Source organism: Sporosarcina thermotolerans (assembly GCF_030067815.1).
GTDB classification, from domain to species: Bacteria; Bacillota; Bacilli; order Bacillales_A; family Planococcaceae; genus Sporosarcina; species Sporosarcina thermotolerans.
Window position 1 is genome coordinate 3,285,919 of the sequence record NZ_CP125968.1, and the last position, 22,899, is coordinate 3,308,817.

Annotated in this window: 19 protein-coding genes and 3 pseudogenes; 8 read left to right on the top strand and 14 right to left on the bottom strand. The window is 43.7% G+C overall.

Annotated features, from left to right (window positions below; all coding sequences use genetic code 11):
* Nucleotides 1–225: 225 nt before the first annotated feature.
* From QNH10_RS18455 to QNH10_RS18480, 6 genes and pseudogenes are all read right to left on the bottom strand, one after another.
* A pseudogene (locus QNH10_RS18455) lies at nucleotides 226–1,775 on the bottom strand (2-isopropylmalate synthase).
* Nucleotides 1,762–2,795: pseudogene (gene ilvC, locus QNH10_RS18460) on the bottom strand (ketol-acid reductoisomerase). Before ilvC ends, QNH10_RS18455 begins: the two co-directional pseudogenes overlap by 14 nt.
* 49 nt (nucleotides 2,796–2,844) lie before the next feature.
* On the bottom strand, nucleotides 2,845–3,360 hold the full coding sequence (gene ilvN, locus QNH10_RS18465; RefSeq protein WP_283732727.1) for an acetolactate synthase small subunit: 516 nt from the start codon (nucleotides 3,358–3,360) through the stop codon (nucleotides 2,845–2,847).
* Nucleotides 3,357–5,081, bottom strand: a complete 1,725-nt coding sequence (ilvB, locus tag QNH10_RS18470; protein WP_283734690.1) for an acetolactate synthase large subunit — start codon at nucleotides 5,079–5,081, stop codon at nucleotides 3,357–3,359. The genes ilvN and ilvB overlap by 4 nt, the downstream gene beginning before the upstream one ends.
* 545 nt (nucleotides 5,082–5,626) lie before the next feature.
* Nucleotides 5,627–7,290: pseudogene (gene ilvD, locus QNH10_RS18475) on the bottom strand (dihydroxy-acid dehydratase).
* A 260-nt stretch (nucleotides 7,291–7,550) separates the two neighbouring features.
* On the bottom strand, nucleotides 7,551–8,090 hold the full coding sequence (locus QNH10_RS18480; RefSeq protein ID WP_283732728.1) for a DL-endopeptidase inhibitor IseA family protein: 540 nt from the start codon (nucleotides 8,088–8,090) through the stop codon (nucleotides 7,551–7,553).
* Between the two features lie 416 nt (nucleotides 8,091–8,506).
* Between QNH10_RS18480 and QNH10_RS18485 the strand changes: the two genes are divergently transcribed.
* From QNH10_RS18485 to QNH10_RS18510, 6 genes are all read left to right on the top strand, one after another.
* The gene (locus tag QNH10_RS18485; protein ID WP_381426414.1) at nucleotides 8,507–8,665 is read left to right on the top strand and encodes a sporulation histidine kinase inhibitor Sda; all 159 of its coding nucleotides are present in this window, start codon (nucleotides 8,507–8,509) and stop codon (nucleotides 8,663–8,665) included.
* Nucleotides 8,666–8,760: 95 nt separating this feature from the next.
* Entirely contained in the window at nucleotides 8,761–9,150 is a 390-nt protein-coding gene (locus tag QNH10_RS18490; RefSeq protein WP_283732730.1) for a hypothetical protein, read from the top strand.
* On the top strand, nucleotides 9,147–9,587 hold the full coding sequence (locus tag QNH10_RS18495) for a hypothetical protein (RefSeq protein ID WP_283732731.1): 441 nt from the start codon (nucleotides 9,147–9,149) through the stop codon (nucleotides 9,585–9,587). The genes QNH10_RS18490 and QNH10_RS18495 overlap by 4 nt, the downstream gene beginning before the upstream one ends.
* A gap of 26 nt (nucleotides 9,588–9,613) precedes the next feature.
* Entirely contained in the window at nucleotides 9,614–10,075 is a 462-nt protein-coding gene (locus QNH10_RS18500) for a hypothetical protein (RefSeq protein WP_283732732.1), read from the top strand.
* 86 nt (nucleotides 10,076–10,161) lie between these two features.
* The gene (locus QNH10_RS18505) at nucleotides 10,162–11,052 is read left to right on the top strand and encodes an S-layer homology domain-containing protein (RefSeq protein WP_283732733.1); all 891 of its coding nucleotides are present in this window, start codon (nucleotides 10,162–10,164) and stop codon (nucleotides 11,050–11,052) included.
* Nucleotides 11,053–11,128: 76 nt separating this feature from the next.
* The gene (locus QNH10_RS18510; RefSeq protein ID WP_283732734.1) at nucleotides 11,129–11,614 is read left to right on the top strand and encodes a VanZ family protein; all 486 of its coding nucleotides are present in this window, start codon (nucleotides 11,129–11,131) and stop codon (nucleotides 11,612–11,614) included.
* Between the two features lie 443 nt (nucleotides 11,615–12,057).
* On the opposite strand, the gene QNH10_RS18515 is transcribed toward QNH10_RS18510, so the two are convergent.
* From QNH10_RS18515 to QNH10_RS18540, 7 genes are all read right to left on the bottom strand, one after another.
* Complete coding sequence (locus QNH10_RS18515; protein WP_283732735.1) at nucleotides 12,058–13,158, bottom strand: M20 family metallopeptidase; 1,101 nt, start codon at nucleotides 13,156–13,158, stop codon at nucleotides 12,058–12,060.
* Between the two features lie 371 nt (nucleotides 13,159–13,529).
* Nucleotides 13,530–14,204, bottom strand: a complete 675-nt coding sequence (locus QNH10_RS18520; protein ID WP_283734691.1) for an endonuclease I family protein — start codon at nucleotides 14,202–14,204, stop codon at nucleotides 13,530–13,532.
* The gene (locus tag QNH10_RS18525; RefSeq protein WP_283734692.1) at nucleotides 14,107–17,775 is read right to left on the bottom strand and encodes a DUF8508 domain-containing protein; all 3,669 of its coding nucleotides are present in this window, start codon (nucleotides 17,773–17,775) and stop codon (nucleotides 14,107–14,109) included. Before QNH10_RS18525 ends, QNH10_RS18520 begins: the two co-directional genes overlap by 98 nt.
* Nucleotides 17,723–18,058: a lamin tail domain-containing protein gene (locus QNH10_RS18530; RefSeq protein ID WP_283732736.1), complete on the bottom strand. Its 336-nt coding sequence runs from the start codon at nucleotides 18,056–18,058 to the stop codon at nucleotides 17,723–17,725. The genes QNH10_RS18525 and QNH10_RS18530 overlap by 53 nt, the downstream gene beginning before the upstream one ends.
* 271 nt (nucleotides 18,059–18,329) lie before the next feature.
* The gene (locus QNH10_RS18535; protein ID WP_347177925.1) at nucleotides 18,330–19,661 is read right to left on the bottom strand and encodes an AAA family ATPase; all 1,332 of its coding nucleotides are present in this window, start codon (nucleotides 19,659–19,661) and stop codon (nucleotides 18,330–18,332) included.
* A 68-nt stretch (nucleotides 19,662–19,729) separates the two neighbouring features.
* Nucleotides 19,730–20,068 carry a hypothetical protein gene (locus tag QNH10_RS20870; RefSeq protein WP_347177926.1) on the bottom strand — a complete coding sequence of 113 codons (339 nt, stop codon included), beginning with the start codon at nucleotides 20,066–20,068 and terminating at the stop codon, nucleotides 19,730–19,732.
* Between the two features lie 571 nt (nucleotides 20,069–20,639).
* A complete protein-coding gene (locus tag QNH10_RS18540; RefSeq protein ID WP_283732737.1) occupies nucleotides 20,640–20,771 on the bottom strand; it encodes a hypothetical protein in 132 nt (43 codons plus the stop codon).
* Between the two features lie 278 nt (nucleotides 20,772–21,049).
* Between QNH10_RS18540 and QNH10_RS18545 the strand changes: the two genes are divergently transcribed.
* A complete protein-coding gene (locus QNH10_RS18545; RefSeq protein ID WP_283732738.1) occupies nucleotides 21,050–21,307 on the top strand; it encodes an SH3 domain-containing protein in 258 nt (85 codons plus the stop codon).
* Nucleotides 21,304–21,726, top strand: coding sequence for a C40 family peptidase (locus QNH10_RS18550; RefSeq protein WP_283732739.1), 423 nt, complete (start codon nucleotides 21,304–21,306; stop codon nucleotides 21,724–21,726). The genes QNH10_RS18545 and QNH10_RS18550 overlap by 4 nt, the downstream gene beginning before the upstream one ends.
* Nucleotides 21,727–21,953: 227 nt before the next feature.
* On the opposite strand, the gene QNH10_RS18555 is transcribed toward QNH10_RS18550, so the two are convergent.
* On the bottom strand, nucleotides 21,954–22,871 hold the full coding sequence (locus QNH10_RS18555; protein ID WP_283732740.1) for a patatin-like phospholipase family protein: 918 nt from the start codon (nucleotides 22,869–22,871) through the stop codon (nucleotides 21,954–21,956).
* Nucleotides 22,872–22,899: the final 28 nt, after the last annotated feature.

The window sequence follows — 22,899 nt, forward strand, 5'->3', positions numbered from 1 at the left end:
TGGCTTCAGCCTCCTCGTCGCTACGCTCCTGCGGGGTCTTCAGCTCATGCTATTCCCGCTGGAGTCGCCGCCTTACGCTTCAATCAACGGAAATTAGTAGTTGGTAGAAACAATTACTCATAAATCTCTGCAGAAACGCATAAAACGGCGGAATTAATTATAAATCCTAAAACTTACGCATAAAGCCACTCAATCACGCATAAATTCCCACAATCACTCATAAACTCACTGCCCAACCATTTCCTTCACCTTCAACAACGCCTGATCCTTCACTAACTTTCTATTAATAGCATTCAAGTATGCTTTAGCCGACGCTTCCAACACGTCCTGCGAAATATCGCGCCCTGTATACGTTTCTCCGTTAAATCGTAGATTAACGACTGCCTCCCCGAGGGCATCACGTCCTTTGCCGATAGATGTGACGCGGTAATCCAATATATTGACATGCCCTTTCACAAGCAGTTCCAATGCATTGAAGATTGCTTCGACGGAACCAGCACCAGTAGTTGCAACGACGACGTTTTCTCCGGAAGGTACGTCTGCCGCGACAGTTGCTGTCGGTACATTCGAAGTTCCGTATTGCACTTGCACATTCGTCAATTCGTAGATGGATGCGTCCGCACTTTCGATTTGCTTTCCAGTGAAGAGGACGAATAGATCATCTTCTGTAATTTCCTTTTTGCGATCTGCTAACTTCTTAAACTCCGCAAAGGCTTCATTCAACTGCTGATCGTTCAACTCAAAGCCCATCGTTATTGCCCGATCCTTGAATGCATGGCGTCCGAATGTTTGCCAAGCGCAAGAGGTGCCGTCGTTTCTCCAATCAATTCCGGAGTGATGATTTCATAAGTCTCCCGATTTTTCAGCATGCCGTCCTGATGGATTCCGGATTCATGGGCAAAGGCATTTTTCCCGACAACTGCTTTATTCGGTTGGATGACGACGCCTGTCAATTGGCTAACCAACTGGCTTGTGCGTTTGATTTCCTGAAGATTGATGTTAGTTTCAAAACCATAGATATCTTTCCGAATATGAAGTGCTACAGCGATTTCTTCGAGTGCTGCATTTCCAGCCCGTTCACCGATCCCGTTAATCGTACCTTCAACTTGGTCTGCGCCGTTTTCAATTGCCGCAATTGAGTTTGCAACTGCCATTCCCAAATCATTATGACAATGCGCGGATAGCTTCACTCGATCAATTCCAATCACATTCTCCTTCAAAAATTTGAATAAAGCACCGTATTCCTGAGGTGTTGCGTAACCGACTGTGTCAGGAATATTGATCGTCGTTGCACCGGCCTTGATCACTTGATTGATAATACGGACCAAGAATTCCGGGTCTGAACGGAATGCGTCTTCTGCTGACCATTGAACGAGTGGAAAGTATTTTTTCGCATATTTAACGGCTTCTACCGCAATATCGACAACCTGATCGGGAGTCTTTTTCAATTTGTAGTCCATATGAATCGGCGATGTTGCCAAGAAGACATGAAGATGAGGTTGTTCTCCTCCTTTAAGCGCTTCCCATGATGTGTCGATATCACTTTTCATTGCTCGTGCAAGGCCTGTTACCGTCGAGTTCTTCACTGTATTCGCGATTCGTTGCACCGCCTCGAAATCACCAGGTGAAGAAGCAGGGAATCCCGCTTCTATCACCGTCGCGCCAAACCGTTCAAGTTGACGGGCGATTTCCATCTTTTCAGCCGTGTTCAAATTGATGCCGGCTGACTGTTCACCATCACGTAGCGTCGTATCAAAGATGTCAATTCTGCGCACTGCCCACCACTTCTTTCTGTTTGGATTTTGCACCTTCATTCACAAACGGCATCATTGCGCGAAGTTTTGCTCCAACTTCTTCGATTTGATGTTTCGCTTCCGACTCTTCATATGCATTGAAATTCGGACGACCGTTTTCATTTTCTTCAATCCATCCTTTTGCGAATTTGCCTTCCTGGATATCTGTCAAAATTTCTTTCATGCGCGCTTTCGTGTCCGCATCGACAACCCGTGGACCCGATACAAAATCTCCCCACTCAGCCGTATCCGAAATCGAATAGCGCATTCCGGACATTCCGCCTTCATACATCAAATCTACGATCAGTTTCAATTCATGCATTGTTTCGAAATAGGCAAGTTCAGGCTGATAGCCAGCTTCTACCAATGTTTCGAAGCCTGCTTTAACGAGGGAAGTCAAGCCACCGCAAAGTACCGCTTGCTCTCCGAATAGATCTGTTTCAGTTTCTTCTTTGAATGAAGTTTCAAGAACTCCGGCACGTGCAGCCCCGATTCCTTTAGCATAAGCAAGAGCAACATCCTTCGCTTGACCGGAAACGTCTTGATGAACAGCGAATAATGCTGGTACACCAGCGCCCGCTTCATACGTTCTGCGCACAAGATGCCCCGGTCCTTTCGGTGCGACCAAGAATACGTCGACATCTGCTGGCGGCACGATTTGATTGAAATGAACGTTAAATCCATGCGCGAATACGAGGGATTTACCTGCTGTTAGTGCTGGTTCGATTTCTTCTTCATATACTTTTTTCTGTCTTTCATCTGGGAGCAAAACCATGATGATGTCTGCTTGTTCAGCTGCTTCGCGAACTGTTTTCACTTCAAGTCCATCTTCTTTTGCTTGATCGAAAGATTTCCCGGGCGAACACCGACGACTACGTTGAATCCTGAGTCTTTCAGGTTTTGTGCATGTGCGTGGCCTTGTGAACCGTATCCGACCACCGCGATTGTCTTTCCTTGTAATAGTCCTTCATTGATATCCTGGTTGTAATACATTTTAGCCATTGTAAATTCCTCCTTGGTTTTTTGGTTTTTCGGGTTTTATTTTTATGTTTTATTTCAAAATCGATAACTGCGGTGAGTTCACCTTCTGAATCTCTCGAGTGAACGCTGTTGCGCCGGTCCTTGCTAACTCCTTGATTCCATAAGGTTTCACCAGATCAATGAAAGCTTCAATCTTCTCAGGTGCGCCGGTCACTTGATACGTGACAACATTCTTCCCAGAATCAATCACCGTCGCCCGGAACGGCTCGATAATACTATTGATTTCACTACGTGCATGTGGCGGGGAAACAACTTTCACCAAAGCGAGTTCACGCATCACAATTGCCTTCTCAGTTATATCATTTACTTTAAGCACATCAATCTGCTTCTGAAGTTGCTTTACCAACTGTTCGATTTTCTGTTCATCTTCCACATGCACGATGAATGTCATTTTCGACATTCCGGGCTGTTCAGTGTGTCCGACGGTAATGCTTTCGATATTGAATTGCCGCTTCATCAGCAATCCCGTCACCCGGTTTAACACTCCGCTTTGATTGATAGCCGTAACTGTTATGACTCTTCTCATGCACGTTTCACCCCAATCATTTCATTTAGACCTTTTCCTGGCGCCACCATCGGGTAGACGTTTTCGAGCATTTTCACTCGGCAATCGATAAGAACTGGTTCATCCGATAAAAGGGCTTCCTCAAAAATCTTTTCAGCATCCTCTTTCTTTGAAACCCGATATCCCTTGATGTCATAGGCTTCGGCAAGCTTGACGAAATCCGGTTGGACGGGGATCAATGACTGTGAGTAGCGTTCATCGTAAAATGTCTGCTGCCACTGACGCACCATTCCGAGCGCCCCGTTGTTCAAGATGACGACTTTCACGGGAATCCTCAACTCTTGTAGAAGCGATAATTCTTGTGCTGTCATTTGGAATCCGCCGTCTCCGACAATAGCAACGACCCGCGCTTCCGGTTTCGCAATTTGCGCACCAATAGCTGCCGGGAAGCCGAATCCCATCGTTCCAAGACCTCCGGATGTTACCCAATGATCCGGGTTGTTCAATGAATAATATTGGGCCGCCCACATTTGATGCTGTCCGACGTCTGTCGTGACAATTGCATTTCCTTTCGTGATGCGGTGAATCATTTGAATTGCCTCTTGCGGAAGCAGTTCGTGTTCATCCAAGTTGTACCATAACGGACCTTCTTCAGTGAGCCCGTTTAAGTAGTTCAACCACTCCGCAGTATCCGGAGCTTCGAACTCCTGATTGAGCAGTGCCTTCAAAGCTTCTTTCGAGTCTGCCACAATCGGGATTTCTGTTGGGACGTTCTTGCCGATCTCGGCAGGATCAATGTCGATATGAATCACTTTTGCATTTGGTGCGAACGTTTTAAGATTGCCAGTTAGTCGATCATCGAATCGCGCGCCGATATTCAGAAGCACATCACATTCGCTAATCGCCATATTCGCGGTATACGTCCCATGCATACCGGCCATGCCAAGGAACAGTTCGTGGTCTCCCGCGATTCCGCCTAATCCTAACAATGTGTTCGTAACTGGAATGCGGTTCTTCTCCAATAGTGTCTTCAATTCTTCCATCGCCTGGCCGTGTAAGACTCCGGCCCCTGCGAGGATAAGTGGTTTTTTAGCAACAGCGATTGCTTCCGCTGCCTTCTGTATTTGTAAGTAATTCGGAGTTGTTGTTGGCTGGTAGCCTGGTAGATTTACTTCGGCATTCCGATCCTCGGCAGTTACGAACATCGCAGTTGAAATGTCTTTCGGAATATCAACTAAGACTGGACCACGGCGACCTGTTGAAGCAATATGGAATGCCTCCTTAATGATCCTTGGCAAGTCCTCCACATTCTGCACTTGGTAGTTATGCTTCGTGATCGGTTGGGTAATGCCAACGATATCCGCTTCTTGGAATGCATCTGTACCGATGACCGTGCTTGCCACCTGCCCTGTGAAAACGACGAGTGGCAATGAATCCATCATTGCATCAGTGATTCCAGTCACAAGATTCGTCGCGCCCGGGCCCGATGTCGCAATGACGACTCCCGGTTTTCCAGATACTCGTGCATACCCTTCGGCCGCATGGATGGCTCCCTGTTCATGACGGGCAAGCACATGTGGAATCGGATCCTTATATAATGCGTCGTATATTGGTAGGACAGCACCCCCGGGGTAACCGAAAATGACTTCGACACCCTGACCCTTCAACCCTTGAATCAAGACGGCTGACCCATCCATCGGTTGAATCCCTTGTTGCTCCACAGGCTCCGGCTCCATCTCCATAACTGCTTGCTTGATTTGTACTTCCGTCTGAACTTCCGCACTCATTAACAAACTCCTCCTTACTTTTTTATTGTATTTTTATTAATTAACCCAACTATGAAAGTGGCTTGCTCCGTTGATTGGAGCGAAAGCCGTTACGAAGAACGGCTTTTGCGAGTAAAAGCGTAGCGTTACGAGCAGGAAGTAGTAAGCTGAAGCCATGCCCCCCGGAAAGCGTCCGCCTGTAGCGGAAATCAACTGTCACGTATAAATAAAAAAAGCCTTTTCTCCCCACACAAAGAAATCCTATCTTCATGTAAGGGATGAAAAAGCTTTTCATGGTACCACCCTTGTTCGCAGCATCCGCCGCCTCGCGAATGAACAAAAATAACCGTCCATTCATTGATAACGAGCCCAATATTACATAAGCCCGGGACTGCCTACTAGCTAACACTTTCAGCAATCCACTCCGGGGAGATGTCGCGGATAGTTGCATTGCCGGCTTCCAGCACGACCGGCTCTCTGTGAATGCAAGGATCTATCAACTTTTACCCCATCATCGATTTTTATATTTTCATCACGCCGCCAGTGCTGGCTGACGTAACAAGTTTTGAATATCTTGCTAAATACCCTTTTTTGATTTTCGGCTCGAATGGTTGCAGCTTACTTTTACGCTCCGCTAACACTTCGTCAGTTACCTTCAACTCAATCGTTCGATTCGTCAAATCAATGGCGATAATATCTCCATCTTCGACTAAAGCAATCGGACCGCCCTCTGCCGCTTCCGGTGAAATATGTCCGATGGAAATTCCACGGAGGCTCCGGAGAATCGACCATCCGTAATGAGCGCCACTTTCGTTCCTAATCCTCTTCCTTGAATTGCAGAAGTAGGAGCAAGCATTTCCGGCATTCCCGGCCCGCCTTTCGGACCTTCATATCGGATGACGACGACATGCCCTTCACGGACATTGCCGTTATCAATGTTCTCCTGCGCCGCTTCCTGGGAATCAAAGACAATCGCTTCACCAGTAAACTCCTTGATAGATGGGTCGACTGCACCGACTTTGATAACTCCGCCGTCCGGTGCGATGTTGCCGAATAAAACCGACAAACCTCCGACTGGACTATATGGATTATCTTTTGTACGGATCACTTGATCATTTGTAATATGATGATCCTTCACATCTTCACCAATCGTTTTGCCTGTAATCGTTATGCGATCGGGGTGAATGGCGCCGGGATCTTCGTAAGTTCATTGATGATGGCACTGACGCCACCCGCTTTGAATATGTCATCCATCGAGATATCCGATGCTGGCATGATTTTCGCCAAATACGGAACCCGTTCCGCCACTTTATTAATGTCTTGTACGCTATATTCGATTTCTGCTTCATGTGCGATCGCCAATGTATGTAAAACCGTATTCGTCGATCCGCCCATCGCCATGTCGAGTGCGAATGCATCATCGATGGCTTCCTTCGTCACGATGTCCCGCGGTTTGACATTTTCTTTCACCATGCGGATCAAGTGCTTTGCCGCATCCTTTATCAGTTTATGGCGCTCTTCCGAAGTCGCGACAATTGTTCCATTGCCTGGCAACGCCATTCCAAGCATTTCCATTAGGCAGTTCATAGAGTTCGCCGTGAACATTCCCGAGCAAGATCCGCATGTTGGACATGCATTGTTTTCAATGTCAAGAAGCTCTTCCGCAGTCATCTTGCCAGATTTATATGCTCCGACTCCTTCGAACACCGATGTTAGGGAAAGCTGAGCCCCTGTTGAAGAGACCCCGCCTCCATCGGCCCGCCCGAGACGAATACGGAAGGGACATTCGTCCGTACCGCAGCCATGAGCATTCCCGGCGTGATTTTGTCACAGTTCGGGATGTAGAACACACCATCGAACCAATGCGCATTGATAACAGTCTCCGCCGAATCGGCAATCAGTTCGCGGCTCGGAAGCGAGTAACGCATTCCGATATGACCCATCGCAATTCCATCATCGACACCGATCGTATTGAATTCGAATGGAACCCCGCCTGCTTCCCAAATCGCCTCTTTAACGATTTCAGCAAATTTATTCAAATGTTTATGTCCTGGAATAATATCAATATATGAATTACAAACCCCGATGAAAGGCTTCTCCAAATCCCTGGTCTTCACACCGGTCGCATATAGCAGACTTCGATGCGGGGCACGGTCGACCCCTTTTTAATCATGTCACTTCTCAAGGCAATCTCTCCTTGTCAATTCATCTATCAGCTATTAATTTGATAGAAGTGTGTGAAATGAATCACAAATCAAAATAGATTGTTGCTATCATATATCGGATAATAACTTGCGTCAACCCTCTTTTTTCAAATAATTTATCAATTGTGAATTATGATTAATTTTGTATCCGCTTACATTATTGACAGTCTGCCTTTTGCTAAAAATATGACACTTTTAAAATATTTTTTATTCAATGATGTGATCTGTAAGAATTGATTCTTCATTCATTGAATTTATCAATCCGCCAGCCAGCCTTTTTCACATAGATATAGTTGACCGTAAACTTCTCGGCAGTCCGGGTATCGCCGATAGGGACTGTCAATTCGAATGTCATTTTTCTTCCCTTCGATTTCATTTCCCTCGCTGTCGCGATTTCCCATATTAAAAGTGATTCCTCTTCATCTTCAGTTTCCGGCTGCGCCAACTTCTTTTCGTACTTAATAATCCCGTTTTTTCGGATGAACCTTTTAGCTTTTTTCTTAGTCACGAACTTCCGTATTTCCGCATTCAGTTTTTTCTTTGAATCCAAATGCCCTGCCAAGTAGCGATAGTTTAGGTGTTTATGCATAAAGGTCGTATACTCGCTTTCCTTATACAAACCACCGGCCATTACAATGTTTTCCATCTCCACCCAAGCGGTTGCCAATTCTATTGCACTTTTCGGTGTTAAGGCAGTTCGGTTAGTCGAATCTTTTCCACAAGCGGACAATACAATCACTAACATCAAAATGAATGCAACGTACTTTCTTTTATTTACCACCACTCAACCTCCTGACGACCCTGATACTTAAACGTATGAGAAATTTTGGGATCAAATACGCCAATCTACTTAATCAAAAACCATTTACATAAGGATTTTACTTGTAAGAATATTTCGCGACATGAATACAATTACAATGGGTCTCTATCTTTATGCATTAAAAATTGAACTGTTTCAAAAAAATCTTTCGACAAATTTCGCGGTTTCTCTACTTGTGGATAACTTTGTCCACGTTATACACATTGACCCATGCGCGTTAACAGCTTTACAAACAAGTTAACCACAACTTATCCACGGTTAACTGTGGATAAGAGAACGATTGTTCTTAAAATAAAACTCTGATATTGTATACATACCGAATCTTTAACGTATGCAATTAAAAACTTTTTTATGAAGGAGTCTATGCAATGTCGAGAATGTCGGACGATTTACTGGTCGAAGCCTATGAACAAGCAATCGTACTGAATCTCTGTCCCGGGTTTATAATATTATTGGAAAAAGAAATTCAACGCCGTTCATTACAACATGACATAGAACCCTCTCAAAGCACCTTGAAGAGCTCATCCTTTCAATGAAGGACAAGCTCTTTTTTTTGATTCATTTTCACTTAAATATCACAACTTTCAACCGATATACAGAATAAGGATTAGTATTTATGGAGGTGTTAAAATTGATTAAAAGAATCTTTAGCTTGTTCGTCATCGCTTTCTTTTTAGGCAGTACCATGCATTCCGCGGAAGCTGCAACTATTAGTGAACAAAGCAGAATTATTTTCGGTACTTTACAGTATTTAGATAAAAACGGTAGATATCTTACAATAAAAAGAGATAATGGGGGACTGGAAAACTACTATTTCCAGCGTCATACATTAATTATTAACGATAAGGGAGCAGCAGGACTAAGCGCTCTAATAGAAGGAGACCGTCTCAGACTTCAATTTACCGAAACCGGTTCATCACGTATAGACAAAGTGGAAGTGTTAAATGAAGAAAAAGAAATAGAGTCGATCCGGAAAGGAAAGATCCATCAGTTAGATGCCTTATCGGGAAAATCAAGTTGAGCGACAGCAGTAAATACACGCATTATTCATGGGGCTACCAGTCCTATTATAATAGAAACAGTACTTTTCAATTATCTAATGATGTATTAATCTATTACGGTGGCCAGCTGCTTGATAGCTCACAGTTCCGCTACTATTCCAAGTTTGATGCTTTTTTCGTAACAAGCATGAGCTTTACGAATGAAATTGTTCAACGTGTCATCATTAACCGTAGCAGCGGAAAAGACTTGCAAGAGGAAATCACTTTTTTGAATGAAGGTCAACAATTCATTGAATTAAAGTCTTCCGGAAAAGTTAATTTCCACGAAGGTACTATTTTCATTCGCAATAATCGAATTGTCGATCCAGTCAGCATTATGAAAGGCGATAAGGCTTTCATCGCAACTGACAACATCGATGGAAAGCTCTATGCAAGCATCGTTTATATTACAAAATAAAGAGGAAAAGGTGAGATCAAGCATACATGATGAATTCCAACAAATCCAAGTTACTAGTTTTCTTATGCATCGCATTCATTTCATTCATAATACTTACGGATCGGGTGGAAGCAAGGCCCCTCGATTATAATGGCGGCGTTATGAATGAATATACATATGAAGAAGTTTTCTTTTTAGAGAGCTACCCAATTACATTCAGCGGTAAGCCAGTAGTGACAGAACGAATCGCTAAAGATAAAATCACAACGACCTACCGTTTCAATTTAACTAGTAAAAGCGGCGACAAATTGGTGCGCAACGTTGTTTACGAAACTGCATTGGACAATCGGACAGATAAAGGGCAAACAACATCCCAGACAACTGTAAAAAGCTATACAGAAAAAGTAACGACTACAACGAATACGATATTCACATTGGATGATATTCAATTTACACACTCAACAGTAATCGATCATCGAGCAGCTTCCGATTTTTATCCGGGGATTTAATCGCAACTAAAAGATATATCGTAACACGGCCTTCAATTCCATTGGCTGCAGATGAACTGATCACTGTTCATATGACGGGTCGGAACGTGGGATATGAAAATTTCTGGGGCGCGACAGAAACACAAATCATCGACTACGAAATTATAGGGAATAACGGCACGACACTTGTTACAAGCAAAGTTTCAGATAGCACGACGAAGAAACTTGAATATCGTCAGCATGATCCAACGCTATCCAGCTTCACAGGCGGACATATCATCATTGTAAATTCAGATATGGTTAGTAAATATACGTATTCCTATCCGTATTACCTTAGAAACGGGTCTTTTGATCTTTCCAAACAAAATACGCCTACACTACAAAGATTGGTCGTCCCTAAGTTCCTTGACTTAACGAATCATTGGGCTAAGGACTCCATTGAAAAACTTTACTCCATCGGTGTATTTGATGATTCATCCGTTAAGTTCATGCCAGGCGAGATAATGACACGCTACGATTTTACAATTGGCGTTTTAAAAGCTGTCGATACAAGGGTGACGGAAAGCACGACTAAAAAAACATCCACTAAGTCCATTTTCAAAGATGTATCAGCGAAAGATAAAGGATATATGTATATCGAAAGCGCTGTTAACCAAGGTATCATCAACGGTTTCACAGCAGAACTGTTCAAACCGGACGACCCACTAACACGGGCACAAGCAGCAGCAGTTCTCGTCAGGGCACTTGGAATGGAAGGACGGGCTCCGGCCTCCGCATATAGTAAATTTGCTGATGATAGAAGCATTCCGGCTTGGGCACGGAATAGCGCATACGTCGCAAATGAACTCGGCATCATCCATGGGGACGCCAATCGTAGGTTCAACGCACAGCAGCACCTGACAAGAGCCGAGGCATCCGCCATGCTCCAAAGATTCGTCGACTTTCTTGAAGATGACTTGCAGAAGAACTACCGTGATGATGTACTGAACTTGAACTAACAGATCTAACAACAAAAACCTTCTTAAATGGAAGGTTTTTTTCTTCTATCTGAAAGAATTATGGTACAATTCATGTATGAAAAAATTAGTGGCGTTTTTAATTATCATTGGAATTCTATTTGTCTCATCCGGTCAAACCTATGAACAACAATCCCTTATCCCATCACTAAAAAAATGGCTACCAAACCAACCGATGCATTCCTTACTTGAAAAACTTCAAATCCCTTATTGGGGCAGGATCATTTCAATAGAAGAAAGGGGCTATTATCATTTTGTCGAATTTCTTCTAAGAAAAAGCGCACATTTTTTGATTTTCGGCTGCCTCGCTGTCGTAATTTATTGGATGCTGTCGAAAAAAGCTTCCCGCGTACTCCGATTTTTCTTAGCCTTATTATTTACCGCAATTCTCGCAGGTATAGATGAATATCATCAATCCTTAACAGGAGGAAGAACCCCTACAATGCAGGATGTTGTTCTTGACGTATCAGGGGCATTTACTTTCCTTCTTCTCGTACAGGTTTTTATTATGATAAAAAGCAAATGGAAGAAGTATTGGACTTAACTCCCTATGGATTATAGGGGGTTATTTTTTTGAGGGAACACTTTGATAGTGAATGAGAACTTTTCTACGATAATGGAGAACTCCTACACTTTAATGAGAACTCTTCTACGAGAAAGGAGAACTCCAGGCACTTTAATGAGAACTTTTCAACGATAAAGGAGAACTCCAGGCACTTTAATGAGAACTCTTCAACGATAAAGGAGAACTCCTGACACTTTAATGGGAACTCTTCTACGAGAAAGGAGAACTCCTAACACTTTAATGAGAACTCTTCGACGAGAAAGGAGAACTCCTAACACTTTAATGAGAACTCTTCGACGAGAAAGGAGAACTCACGATACTTTAACGAGAACTCTTCAGCGATAATCGGGAACTCCCATGCTCCTTCCCACAAAAAAAGATCCCAAGATCACTTCCCCCTCTTGGAATCTCCCTAAATCCAATCATTCCTCCGCTGAAAGTCTACCAATCAATTCTGCCAATAAGTTCGTTCTTTCGACAAGTGATGGGATTTCCAAATATTCCTGCTCACTATGTGTATTTCCGCCGATAGGCCCTAACCCATCGATTGTCGGAATTCCAATGGCTGAAGTGAATGACGCATCGGATCCGCCTCCGGTTGAGACATCGGTGATTTTGATTCCCAAGCCGTCTCCTATTTCCTTGATGACTTCCAGCAACTCGATCGTTTGCTCATTCTTCACCATTGGAGGACGGTTAATGCCACCTTCGAGTGTAATCTTTGTTCCCGGAACATCAGATGTTGAACAGATTTCCCTAATCTTCCTGTCTATTAATTCGGCTTGCTCAGCATATCTAATTCGTACGTCGACATGTGCAGCAGCCGTTGGGGCAACCGTGTTTACCGATTCGCCTCCTTCAATAAGACCGACGCTAACACTGACCCCCTCGTCATGATTAGTCAGTGCATGCAATTTAATGATCTTATGGGCGAGCTCACCAATTGCGCTAATTCCGTTTTGCGGTTCGATGCCGGAGTGTGTGGCTTTACCTTTGACGTAAACGGAATAACGCCCCACTCCACGCCGAGCGGTTACTAACGATCCGTCCTTGCGGGCAGGCTCCATGATTAATGCATATTTTTTCCCCTTGGCATACTTTTCAATTATCGGCCTTGACGTTTCGGATCCGGTTTCTTCATCACCATTCAATATGATTTGAACACTTTCAAGTGCTTTCGGATTGTTTTCTTTCAACGCCTTAATCGCATACAAAAGCGCGACTTGGCTACCTTTCATATCAATGACACCAGGTCCATATGCCTGGTCACCAACTATCGTGAATGGTCTTTCTTTCGCGGTGCCAACTTTGAAAACAGTATCCATATGAGCTACAGCAATGATGGATGGATTTTCCCCATAGGTGATCACGAGATTATTTCCACTCACAGACTCATGAACTACTTCTACTGAAAATCCTATTTCTTCATAGAGTTCCTTCAATATCCCGCCAACTTCATCTATTCCTTCCTTATGAGATGAGCCGGAGTCAATATTCACAAGCTTTTCAAGCAATAAAAGCATTTCCTCTTCTTCGTTTGCAAAAATTCCTTCAATTTATTCCATCCCTTCCCCACCGGACTGGACAACAATTCTCCACAATTAAAGGATAATATCTTGCCCTTCTCCCAGTTTCATTCCTAATGAACACGCACATATATATTAGGCGAATATTCATACAAATTGTAACCGAATTATCGGGATTGCACAATGCCACCTACCCCAAATTATTTAATTAAAGACGCATAAAGACATGGAAAAAGCAAAAATCATTCCAAATACTCATAAATCATCCCAGACACTCATAACCCGTACCAGACACGCATAAAACATTAAATCGTCTATATCGATTTTAAAAAACGGCCCCAGGAAGTCACCTCCCCAGGCCGTTTTTCTTACGAAGCTTTTCTTATATTATCTGTGTTAGTACTACCTTTTTTCCAAATCGAATTAACCCACTCCGGATGGTCGATAAACGGATTGCGGTTGCCTTGCCATTTTTCGATAACATTATTACGGTTCATTTCAAACGCATCGACTGGATCCATTTCATGCCATTCTAACAGCACCGATAGTTTACCGTGGTATGGATTGCTGCCATTATTCAGCAGTTCATTCAGTTCCAAATCTACACGGTCACCGGCTTCGTAACGGGTTGCCATATAGAACAGTATCCGCGCCACATCGCCTTTTACCCGATCAGGTGGCTCCCAAGAATTTGTTGTTCTAAAGCAGCCATCACAGCCTTTCACCGCATTCCCGCCATAGTCAAAATCGAGATTGCCACGTGAGCTGTTCACTTGGACATCGGTAGGACGCAAATGATGGATATCAGTCCCAGGTCCTTTGCTTGTACCGAAATTGCCATGCGATTTTGCCCAAACATGCTCTCTGTTCCAATCGCCGACATTTCCGCCGTTACGATCCTTTGAACGTGATTCGCCTGAATAGAACAAGATGACATTGTCCGGATTATTTGGATCTTTGTCGGTTTCTTTTAAGGCATCCCAAACTTCCGAATAGGAAAGCTGGCGGTGATCTGAAATGATTTCGTGAAGAGCATCTTTCAGTGCCTGCCCTTCTTTTCCGAATGCATTTGTAATAATCGTCACCAGGAACGTCAACATCCTCTTTAATAACAGTCACTGTAAAGCTTGCTGTAACCGACTTATCCCCGTCCGTTGCAGTTACCCCAACGATATGGCTGCCTTCTTCAAGTGTCAGTGTAAGTTCGCCTTTATTCACTGTCCCTTTTGTTGCAGAATACGTCAGCTGATCACCATCCGGATCACTGAAATGCTCGGAGAGTACGATTGAAATTGTCTCCCCGGTTTTCGCATCCTTGTTCGGGATCGGCTTCGAAATTACTGGCGCATTGTTCTCGTTCGGAACGCCGATGCGCTTCCCTTTCGAGTTGTAAAAGATGACTTCAGTAGGGTCTGCCCCTTTAATAAAATCGATTCGCTCAATGTTTTCGGCACCTCTAATCTCGAGTGGATGTTTGCCTTCCACGATTACATGCCCCATCTCGGTACCTTTCATATCTACGATTAAGCCCTTTTTCTTCGGCTGTAAGATAACGGTATTCGTCTTGAACCCTTCGCCCGTTAACTCAGCATAGTCCCCTTTCAGGTACATGCCATCCTTCAATGATGATTGTGCGTCCATATAGACCGCAACACTTGGTTCTGCAATCATCACTTGCTTTTTATGATAATTAACAAGGTTATACACTTTCTTAATTGGAACCGGCTCCCAAACGACAGGGGCAACGAAACCAATCTGTACCATGACTGGATCATGATCGCTTGCACGTCCCGCCATATCCGTGAAGTCTGCATTGATGTGTAAAATATCAATTTCTGTTTGATCAACCAAATTATTCGACACTAAAATATGATCTAACACTTGCGAGTTGCCTTGGTACACGTATGAATATCTGTCAGCCATCTCGACTTGATTGATCAAATTCGTCATCAAGTTACCCTCATGGATTTTCAATGCATCTGTAAATTGGTAGTCATTGAAATCTCCAAGTGAAACGACATTCGCATCAGGATTATCGGCCTTAATGTCGGAAATGAACTCATCTACGAGCTTCGCAATTTGCTTGCGCTGCACTTCACTTCCATAGACCGGCGGCTGCTGCGAACCGAATAATGGCGTGTCTCCCGTTTTGGAGTTCCAATGGTTCGCAATTACGACAATGGACTCCCCTTGGAAATCGAATTGCGCTGCCAACGGCTTACGACTGCTGTTGAATGCTTGGTCATTCGGGGAAATCCGTCCAGGATTTAGCGTCAATTTTCCGTTTTCATATCCCACGGCTGTTGTCGCATCCCCATGCGGAATTCCATTCGTCAATGAAACCCTTGCTGGATTATAAAGGAATCCAACACGGATATTCGCATTCGGCTGTCCGCCGTCATCATTATTCACCGGGTCGATATTGACGTATTCATACTTAACACCGCCTGCATCGACAATCGCTTGGATTAGTCGCTCATAACTTTGATTCGCCTTCGAATCACCTGCATCCGGGCCATTATTATCCTGCACTTCGGTCACGCCGATAATATCCGGACTCTGCATATCTACTGCGAATGCCCGTGCCAGTTTTTTCGTTTTATCATTCGAAGTAGTTTTTGTATTGTTCGAGAAGTTTTCCAAGTTATATGAAGCGATTGTTAGCTTGTCCTCCGATTTCACAATCGTTGTCTTCTCAGGAACTGCATCCCCTTTTGTATGCCTTTGTTGCATTTCATTCAAGGACACGTAGATTTTATAGTTTTGGAACGAATAGCCGACAACACCTGTAATTGGCCCTGTGAAACGGTCACCCGTCGCGACTTCAAAATCACGTGCCGGCCCATTCGGTTCCAACCTGAATTGAACACGGTCTGCGTTCTCGTCATCTTCCTTGAATAAAATTCCGCCATTTAGCGTATCTGTCGCGGCATTTTCAAATACTGTAACAAGGTCACCATGCTCCTGGGGGCCTACCGCCTTGACATTGCCAACCTGGACAAGCATTGCTTCGCGGCTTTCCCAGAAATCGGCAGCATATGTCGCAGGATCGAATTCTTCGAACTGATAGCTTGCGATTTTCTCATTCGGTAAATTCTTTTCATTAATAATGAATGGAGTTGGAAGCGACACATTTCTCTCTAAGATTTGCACATTGCCGCCACGATCATCACGTACATTGATCTGCGTCGTCTTCAAATCAGTTTCCTGCCGATCCGCATATCCATCGATTGCATATTCACTAACTTCCCCCGTTACAGAAACGAAGTCCCCGATCGAGAGATTCCAAGCGTCCCGCCCACTATATAGGACGATTGCTTCTGAAGTGTTCAAATTGCCGTCGCGCTTATCGTCCGGTGACTGGATATGATAATAAACCGATCCGTTCAGTTCATATTTATACGTGACAATTCCTTCGACGCCTTCCACGATTTGACCGTCAAAAGGAGATACATGCCCCTCCCCTTGTATATCATGGATTTGCAAACTTTCTGTAATTGTGTAATTGAAAGTCTTCACATCACCATATCGGCCGTCATTCGTTTTCACGACAGCTTTGATTGTCATGTCTTCCCTTACATCAATCGGCGTAGCGTATGTTGCGCCACTTTCAATCGGATTCATGCCGTTCAATGTATATAGAATTTCAGAATCAGGTGTTCCTGTAGTCAATGAAACCTTCACACCACCAACAAATGTACCGCTGCCCGGATTCGCGATCACCGGCTGAATGACTGAACTATCAACGACAACATCCACCGTCGAACGGGGGATGATCTGGTAATCATTATCGAACTGCTGAACGATACCTGTAATCGAATCATACGTTGTTCCGACAGATAGTCCGAGTGATGCCGTTTCATCACGAACGATGAATTCATGCCCGTCCGTCGCTAAATAATTTGCCCAGCCACTTCCGGCTTGAACATCTGACAGGATTGCATTATGCACAGTGACGAGCTGTGATTCCACCGCTTCGCCAACTTCTGCCCCTGTAATTACTGTAGGTGCCGGGTCTCCTGCATTCTTATTTAATTCAACAATGGATGCACCATCCAATTGCAGCAATCCCCGATAATCGGCAAGTGTGCCGGTCAATGTCACTTCGTCGCCAATTGAAGCAGGCAAACTTATTGGTCGTACTGCGATTCCTCCTGTTTCGTCCTGGATTGAAATGGTGTTTTTCAAGTTAGCTGCAACTATGCCTTTTATTGTAACCGTTTCACCAAGAGCCATAGAACGCGCATCTGCTATTGTTAAAATATCTCCGGATTCATCGGGGTTTCCGGGTTCACCTGGTTCGGTGCCATCCATTTCATGTGACCCCAAATAATCGAATGTGTCCTTCGGATAAACGTTCCATTCATCATCCCGATTAAACGCATCATTTGGAACCGAATCCCCGCTTGTAATCGTAGCCTTTCGAACGAGTGTGACATCAGTCCCCCAATTGTTCCTTGCCCCGACTTGTCCAAATGAATCGATTACCTTATCCTCTTTTTTAAGAACAAGCGCATCATCCCCATTGAAATTGATGACGCTCATATTTTCAAGATTACCCTTATCTTTTAATTCCGGCAGCTGCATCGCGATGATAGATGACAAATGTCTCATTTGCACCTAATGTCCCCGACAACGTCAGTTTTGAAGTCGCCACAGTCGCACCATTCGCGTAAAGCTCCACTGAATACTTACTTAAATCCACGGCCTGTCTTGTTCCGTTATAAAGCTCAATCGCCTTATTAAAACTGCTGCCCTCAACGTACTCCGAAATGAACAAATCGGACACAGCCGACTCTGCCTTTGCAATATTCGGTATTGACGGCACTAACATACTTGCCACCAATCCAACTGCCAAAAAACTATTCAAACGCTTTCTCCATCTCTTATTTCGCATGGTACCATTCTCCTCTCAACACTAAAAATTATGGTGCTGCGCGTCATAGATCGTAAGAAAACCGCTCCTTCCATTACAAGATTAATAGAATTGCATATTCATACTAACATTGCCTACTTCCAATGGCTATGCGACTTTTTGTAAGATTTCGCCACTACTATGTATTGCTTTCGAAGTATATTTATTCCAATGGAGGGGTGAGGTTAGTTGCAGAGAGAATTTAAAAAACACTCCCAATTGAACCTGGGAGTGTTGATTTTAATCTATCCAATTATACGACGACTAACTCATCAAGCTGCACAACTTTGCTGTCCACAATTTTTTGAATCTCAGTTCCATCCAAAGTTTCTTTTTGGAATAAAACTTCGACCAACTCTTCAAACTGCGCAGCATTTTCACGGATAAGCGTTTCAGTTTTACCAATTGCCTCACCGAAAATCTCCTGCATTTTCATTTCTTTCTCGCCTTTATTAAACGTCAACGTGAAGCTATCTTGGTACAAGCCAGTGTCTACCATCCGTTCGATGATATCCTTCGCTTGCTGCACATCGCCGCTGACGCCGATGCTGTGCTCGCCAAGGTAAAGCCGTTCGGCAACTCCCCCCGCAAGGATCATGCTTACTTGGTCCATCAATTCACTTGCAGTCTGCAAATGAAGTTCCTTCTGAATCGGGGCAACATATCCAAGCGCTTGTCCACGTGGAATAATTGTCGCTTTACGGACAGATCCCGGTTTTGTTAACGCAGCAATCAGCGCGTGACCTGATTCATGGATTGCGACTCTTCTTTTCGTGTCAATATCATTCAAAGCACGTGATGTACTACCAAGGATCGTACGGTCAATCGCAAAATCGAGATCGCCCTTATCAATCTGTTGGCGACCATCACGGACCGCACGTTTACTTGCCGTTTCGAATAAAGAACTAAGCTCAGCACCCGAAAATCCGGAAGTGCTTTCCGCCAATACATCAAGTGATGCATACACTTCATCAGCTAACAGACGGCCTTTCGTATGAATATCAATGATTTCGCGGCGACCATTCGTATCCGGCAGCGGCACATTGAATGTATAGTCGATACGGCCTGGACGAAGGAATGCTTCATCCAACATATCTTTCCGGTTCGTCGCAGCGATGAAAAGAATCCCTTCATTGTCATTGCCGCCATCCAATTGAACAAGCAGCTCAGTCAATGTTTTCTCCGATTCTTCCCCACCATGCTCTTTTCGTTTACCAGCAAGCGCATCGACTTCATCGATGAAAATGACTGCCGGGCGATGCTTCCGCGCATTTTGGAATAATGTTCGTACACGAGATGCACCAACTCCGACAAACAATTCCGTGAAGGCGGAACCGCTTGATGAATAGAAAGTCGCCCCAATTTCATGGGCAATCGCTTGAGCAAGCAATGTTTTCCCTGTCCCAGGAGGCCCGTATAATAAAAGCCCTTTTGGCGCCTGAATCCCTAATTGCGTGGCGCGCACTGGGTCTTTAATAATTGACAATGTCTGGTGAATCTCGTCCTTCATTTCCTCAGGAAGTCCACCGATATCATCCAATGTAATGTCAGGAAGAGGAGTCGCTTTAGATGCCCCATTCTTCATTGAAGAAATACCAGCACCCAACTTCCCTTTTTTATGGAGGACCAACAGCGTTAAAAACGCCGCAATAATTAACCACCACCAATGATCAAACCACTATATTGGCTATTATCAACAAATTTATATGAAAGGTTATATTTTTCCATTAATCGTTCAGCTAATTGGCTTTGCGGACGGACCTGTGTAATGTACAGTTCACCTTCCGTTTGCAAATACAATGTACCATCAGCCTTTTCCCTTAAAGCTAACTGTTGGTCATCTTGAGCCTGGATCGTCTTCTCAAATTCTGAAAACGATACATTTATCCCCTTATTCGCACCCGAAACATACCATCCGACACTTGCTACAATCCCAATGACTAAGACAACAAGGACGACAATCTTCGTTGCAAATTTCGAAATAGGCTTCAAGCCATCCCCAACTCCTTCTGTATGATGTTATTATTATATAATAAAAAACAGTATATGAATAGGTGGAATTAATGACAATTGTATTTCGCTAACTTACTATCTTGTAAGGTTTTTATTTAATTTACTGTTATACCAAAAAATGTTTTCACAATGAAAATAGTATATTTTTTTTGATAGGAAGATTGGGGGAGTTTTTATGGGAATGCGGGGATACTTTTATTCCCCTTGCTTTATCCACAATTCCATGCTATAATCAATCAGTTAACAAACGTAGTAACTTTATAATTTGACTTGGCATTCTACGTACTGTTTTTGAGGACACTTATTCACACTGGCGCGGCTAAAGGGTCGCAAGGACGCAAGAGTAGGCAGGGCTTGCGTTGCTTAAGGATAGAAGACATCCAGTGGAAAATGACCGCGGCATTGATCATTTTCAATTTAATTCGGATCACGAATTCTAAAGATGAACACAAAACTTCAACTAAAAAAGTTACTATAAATCAAAGGGTTGCTTCTCAAGACGAGAGCAACCCTTTTCCAATTTCCCACAAAAAAAACGACCGAATGGATCTTATCGCCCATTCAGCCGTTTTTCTTCTACTTTCATCGCCTCTATCTTGATCTTCCCAGTAGTTTTGCGAATCGTCTCTGCGTTTCTCCTATGGTCGTCCGCAGCATTCATCATGTAGATGACTTGAATCATTGTGTAATCCCTCCAATTCTCATTACTCCTTATATAGTATGTGCTGAAAAAAGAAAGGATACACATCGGTTTAATATAATACTTTTCTGAAATCATGGATAATTGCAATGAATCAAACTCAAGAAACATCATGTATCTCCGCTATGTAACTCGCCTGTAATATATTTGTAATTTAATTGCCCCCGTCCTGTAATGTTCAATCTTTACAATGATTACTGTGATCAGTAACTTATATAAAAATAAAAAGCCATATAGATCAGTGGTAGATAGGGGAAAGCATGAAGAAAGTTGCTTTATCGTTAATCGTAGCAGGTTCATTGGCATTTGGATTTACAACTGGAGATGCAGAAGCTAGTTCACCGGCATCCCAATCAGTATCAGTAAATAACGGCACATATACAACAGCTCATAATGTAAATATCCGTTCCGGAGCAGGAACTGGGAATAAAATTGTTTTATTAGCGAAAAAAGGTACAGAGGTTTCGGTTGTTGGACAAAGAATGTTGGAAAAGAAGTTTGGTATAACGTTAAGGTGAATGGCAAAACAGGCTGGGCACTTAGCACTTTATTAACAAAGAATGGTGCGGCTACCAAAACAGCAAACAATGCATCAGTTGTTCAAAAAGCGAAGTCTTTGACAGGCATTCCTTATCGATTCGGAGGCACTTCCACAAAAGGATTCGATTGCAGCGGGTTCGTCCAATATGTCTACAAACAATCTGGCAAATCGGTTTCTCGTGACACATTAGGTCAATTCGCACAATCTAAAAAAGTGAGTGAACCAAAACCAGGCGACTTGGTATTCTTCCAAAATACATACCGCAAAGGCATTTCACATGTCGGCATTTATATCGGGAATAACAAATTCGTTCATGCCGGCGGTAAACAATCACAAATCGTAAGCCTAAGCAATAGTTATTGGAAATCAAAATTCCATAGTTTTAAACGTCTTTAAGAACAAAAGCGCGGCGCCTGCATAGAGGCGACAGGCATAAGGCGAAGATGCGGCGTGGCGCTTTTTGCCACATAGCAGATTTGACTTATGACCCGAGCCAATCGAACAGCGCAGGGTTCGATTTGCCGTATTTCTGCGCTCTTTGCAGAAATTAAGGCATCCCCTTCAGCGCCCGGAGTTAGACGTAAATAAAAAAACGCCGGTACGTTATATGTACCAGCGTTTTTTTATATTACTCGAAAATTCCTCTTGCTCCCATTGGCATGTGGCCAAGTTTGCAGAAATTGGTTCGTTCGTGACCGCCCTATTTCCATGAGTACGTCTTTTTGTTCGTCCTCCATATTGAACTGGGTGGCGCTGTATTGTTCAACAGGAATGAAAATAATATCTTTCTCGTGCTTACGTGAGATATATCGTTCATCATGAGCGTTTTTCATTGTGGAGAACAGTGCTTCGAATAAGTTGAGTGCATTGGTGATTTCCCTTCCACCCATTTCCTTACTGTTTGAGCTCAATTTCATACCGATTAGAGGACGTTCCTTCTTCCCTTCCGCGTCGTCGAAAATCCACATCGGGAAATTGCTAAGAACTCCGCCATCCACAACAATTGCTTCTCCCGTTGGCGCCCTAAAACGTACTGGCTCGAAGAAAAAAGGGATATTGCAACTCATCCGAAGCGCTCTTGCGATTGGAAACATCCCAGGCTCGATACCGTAATGAACGAGATCATCCGGCAAAACGATCATCTTGCCATGCGTTAAATCCGACGCAACCAATTTTAATGACCCAGGCGGCAAATCTGAAAACGTATAAAGCCCTTTCTCCGACAGCTTTTCGAAAAACCAATCCTCTAAAGCTTTTCCTTGATAAAGCCCCATCCGCCGATACAATCCCAACCATTTCATAAAAGGGATTGGAAGGAGTGACTTGCGGGGATCCAACAGAGACTCTAAATTTTCCTCCTGCATCATCGCCTCAATTTCCTTACCCGAATACCCTGCTGCTATGAAACATGCAATAATTGCACCGGCACTCGTTCCCGCCAATCGCTTAAAACGATATCCTTGCTCCTCCAACACTTGGTACGCACCGACCAAAGCGAAACCTTTCAACCCGCCACCAGCAAACACCCCATCTATTAACACAGCATCCCTCCCATGGCGTTGTTATACT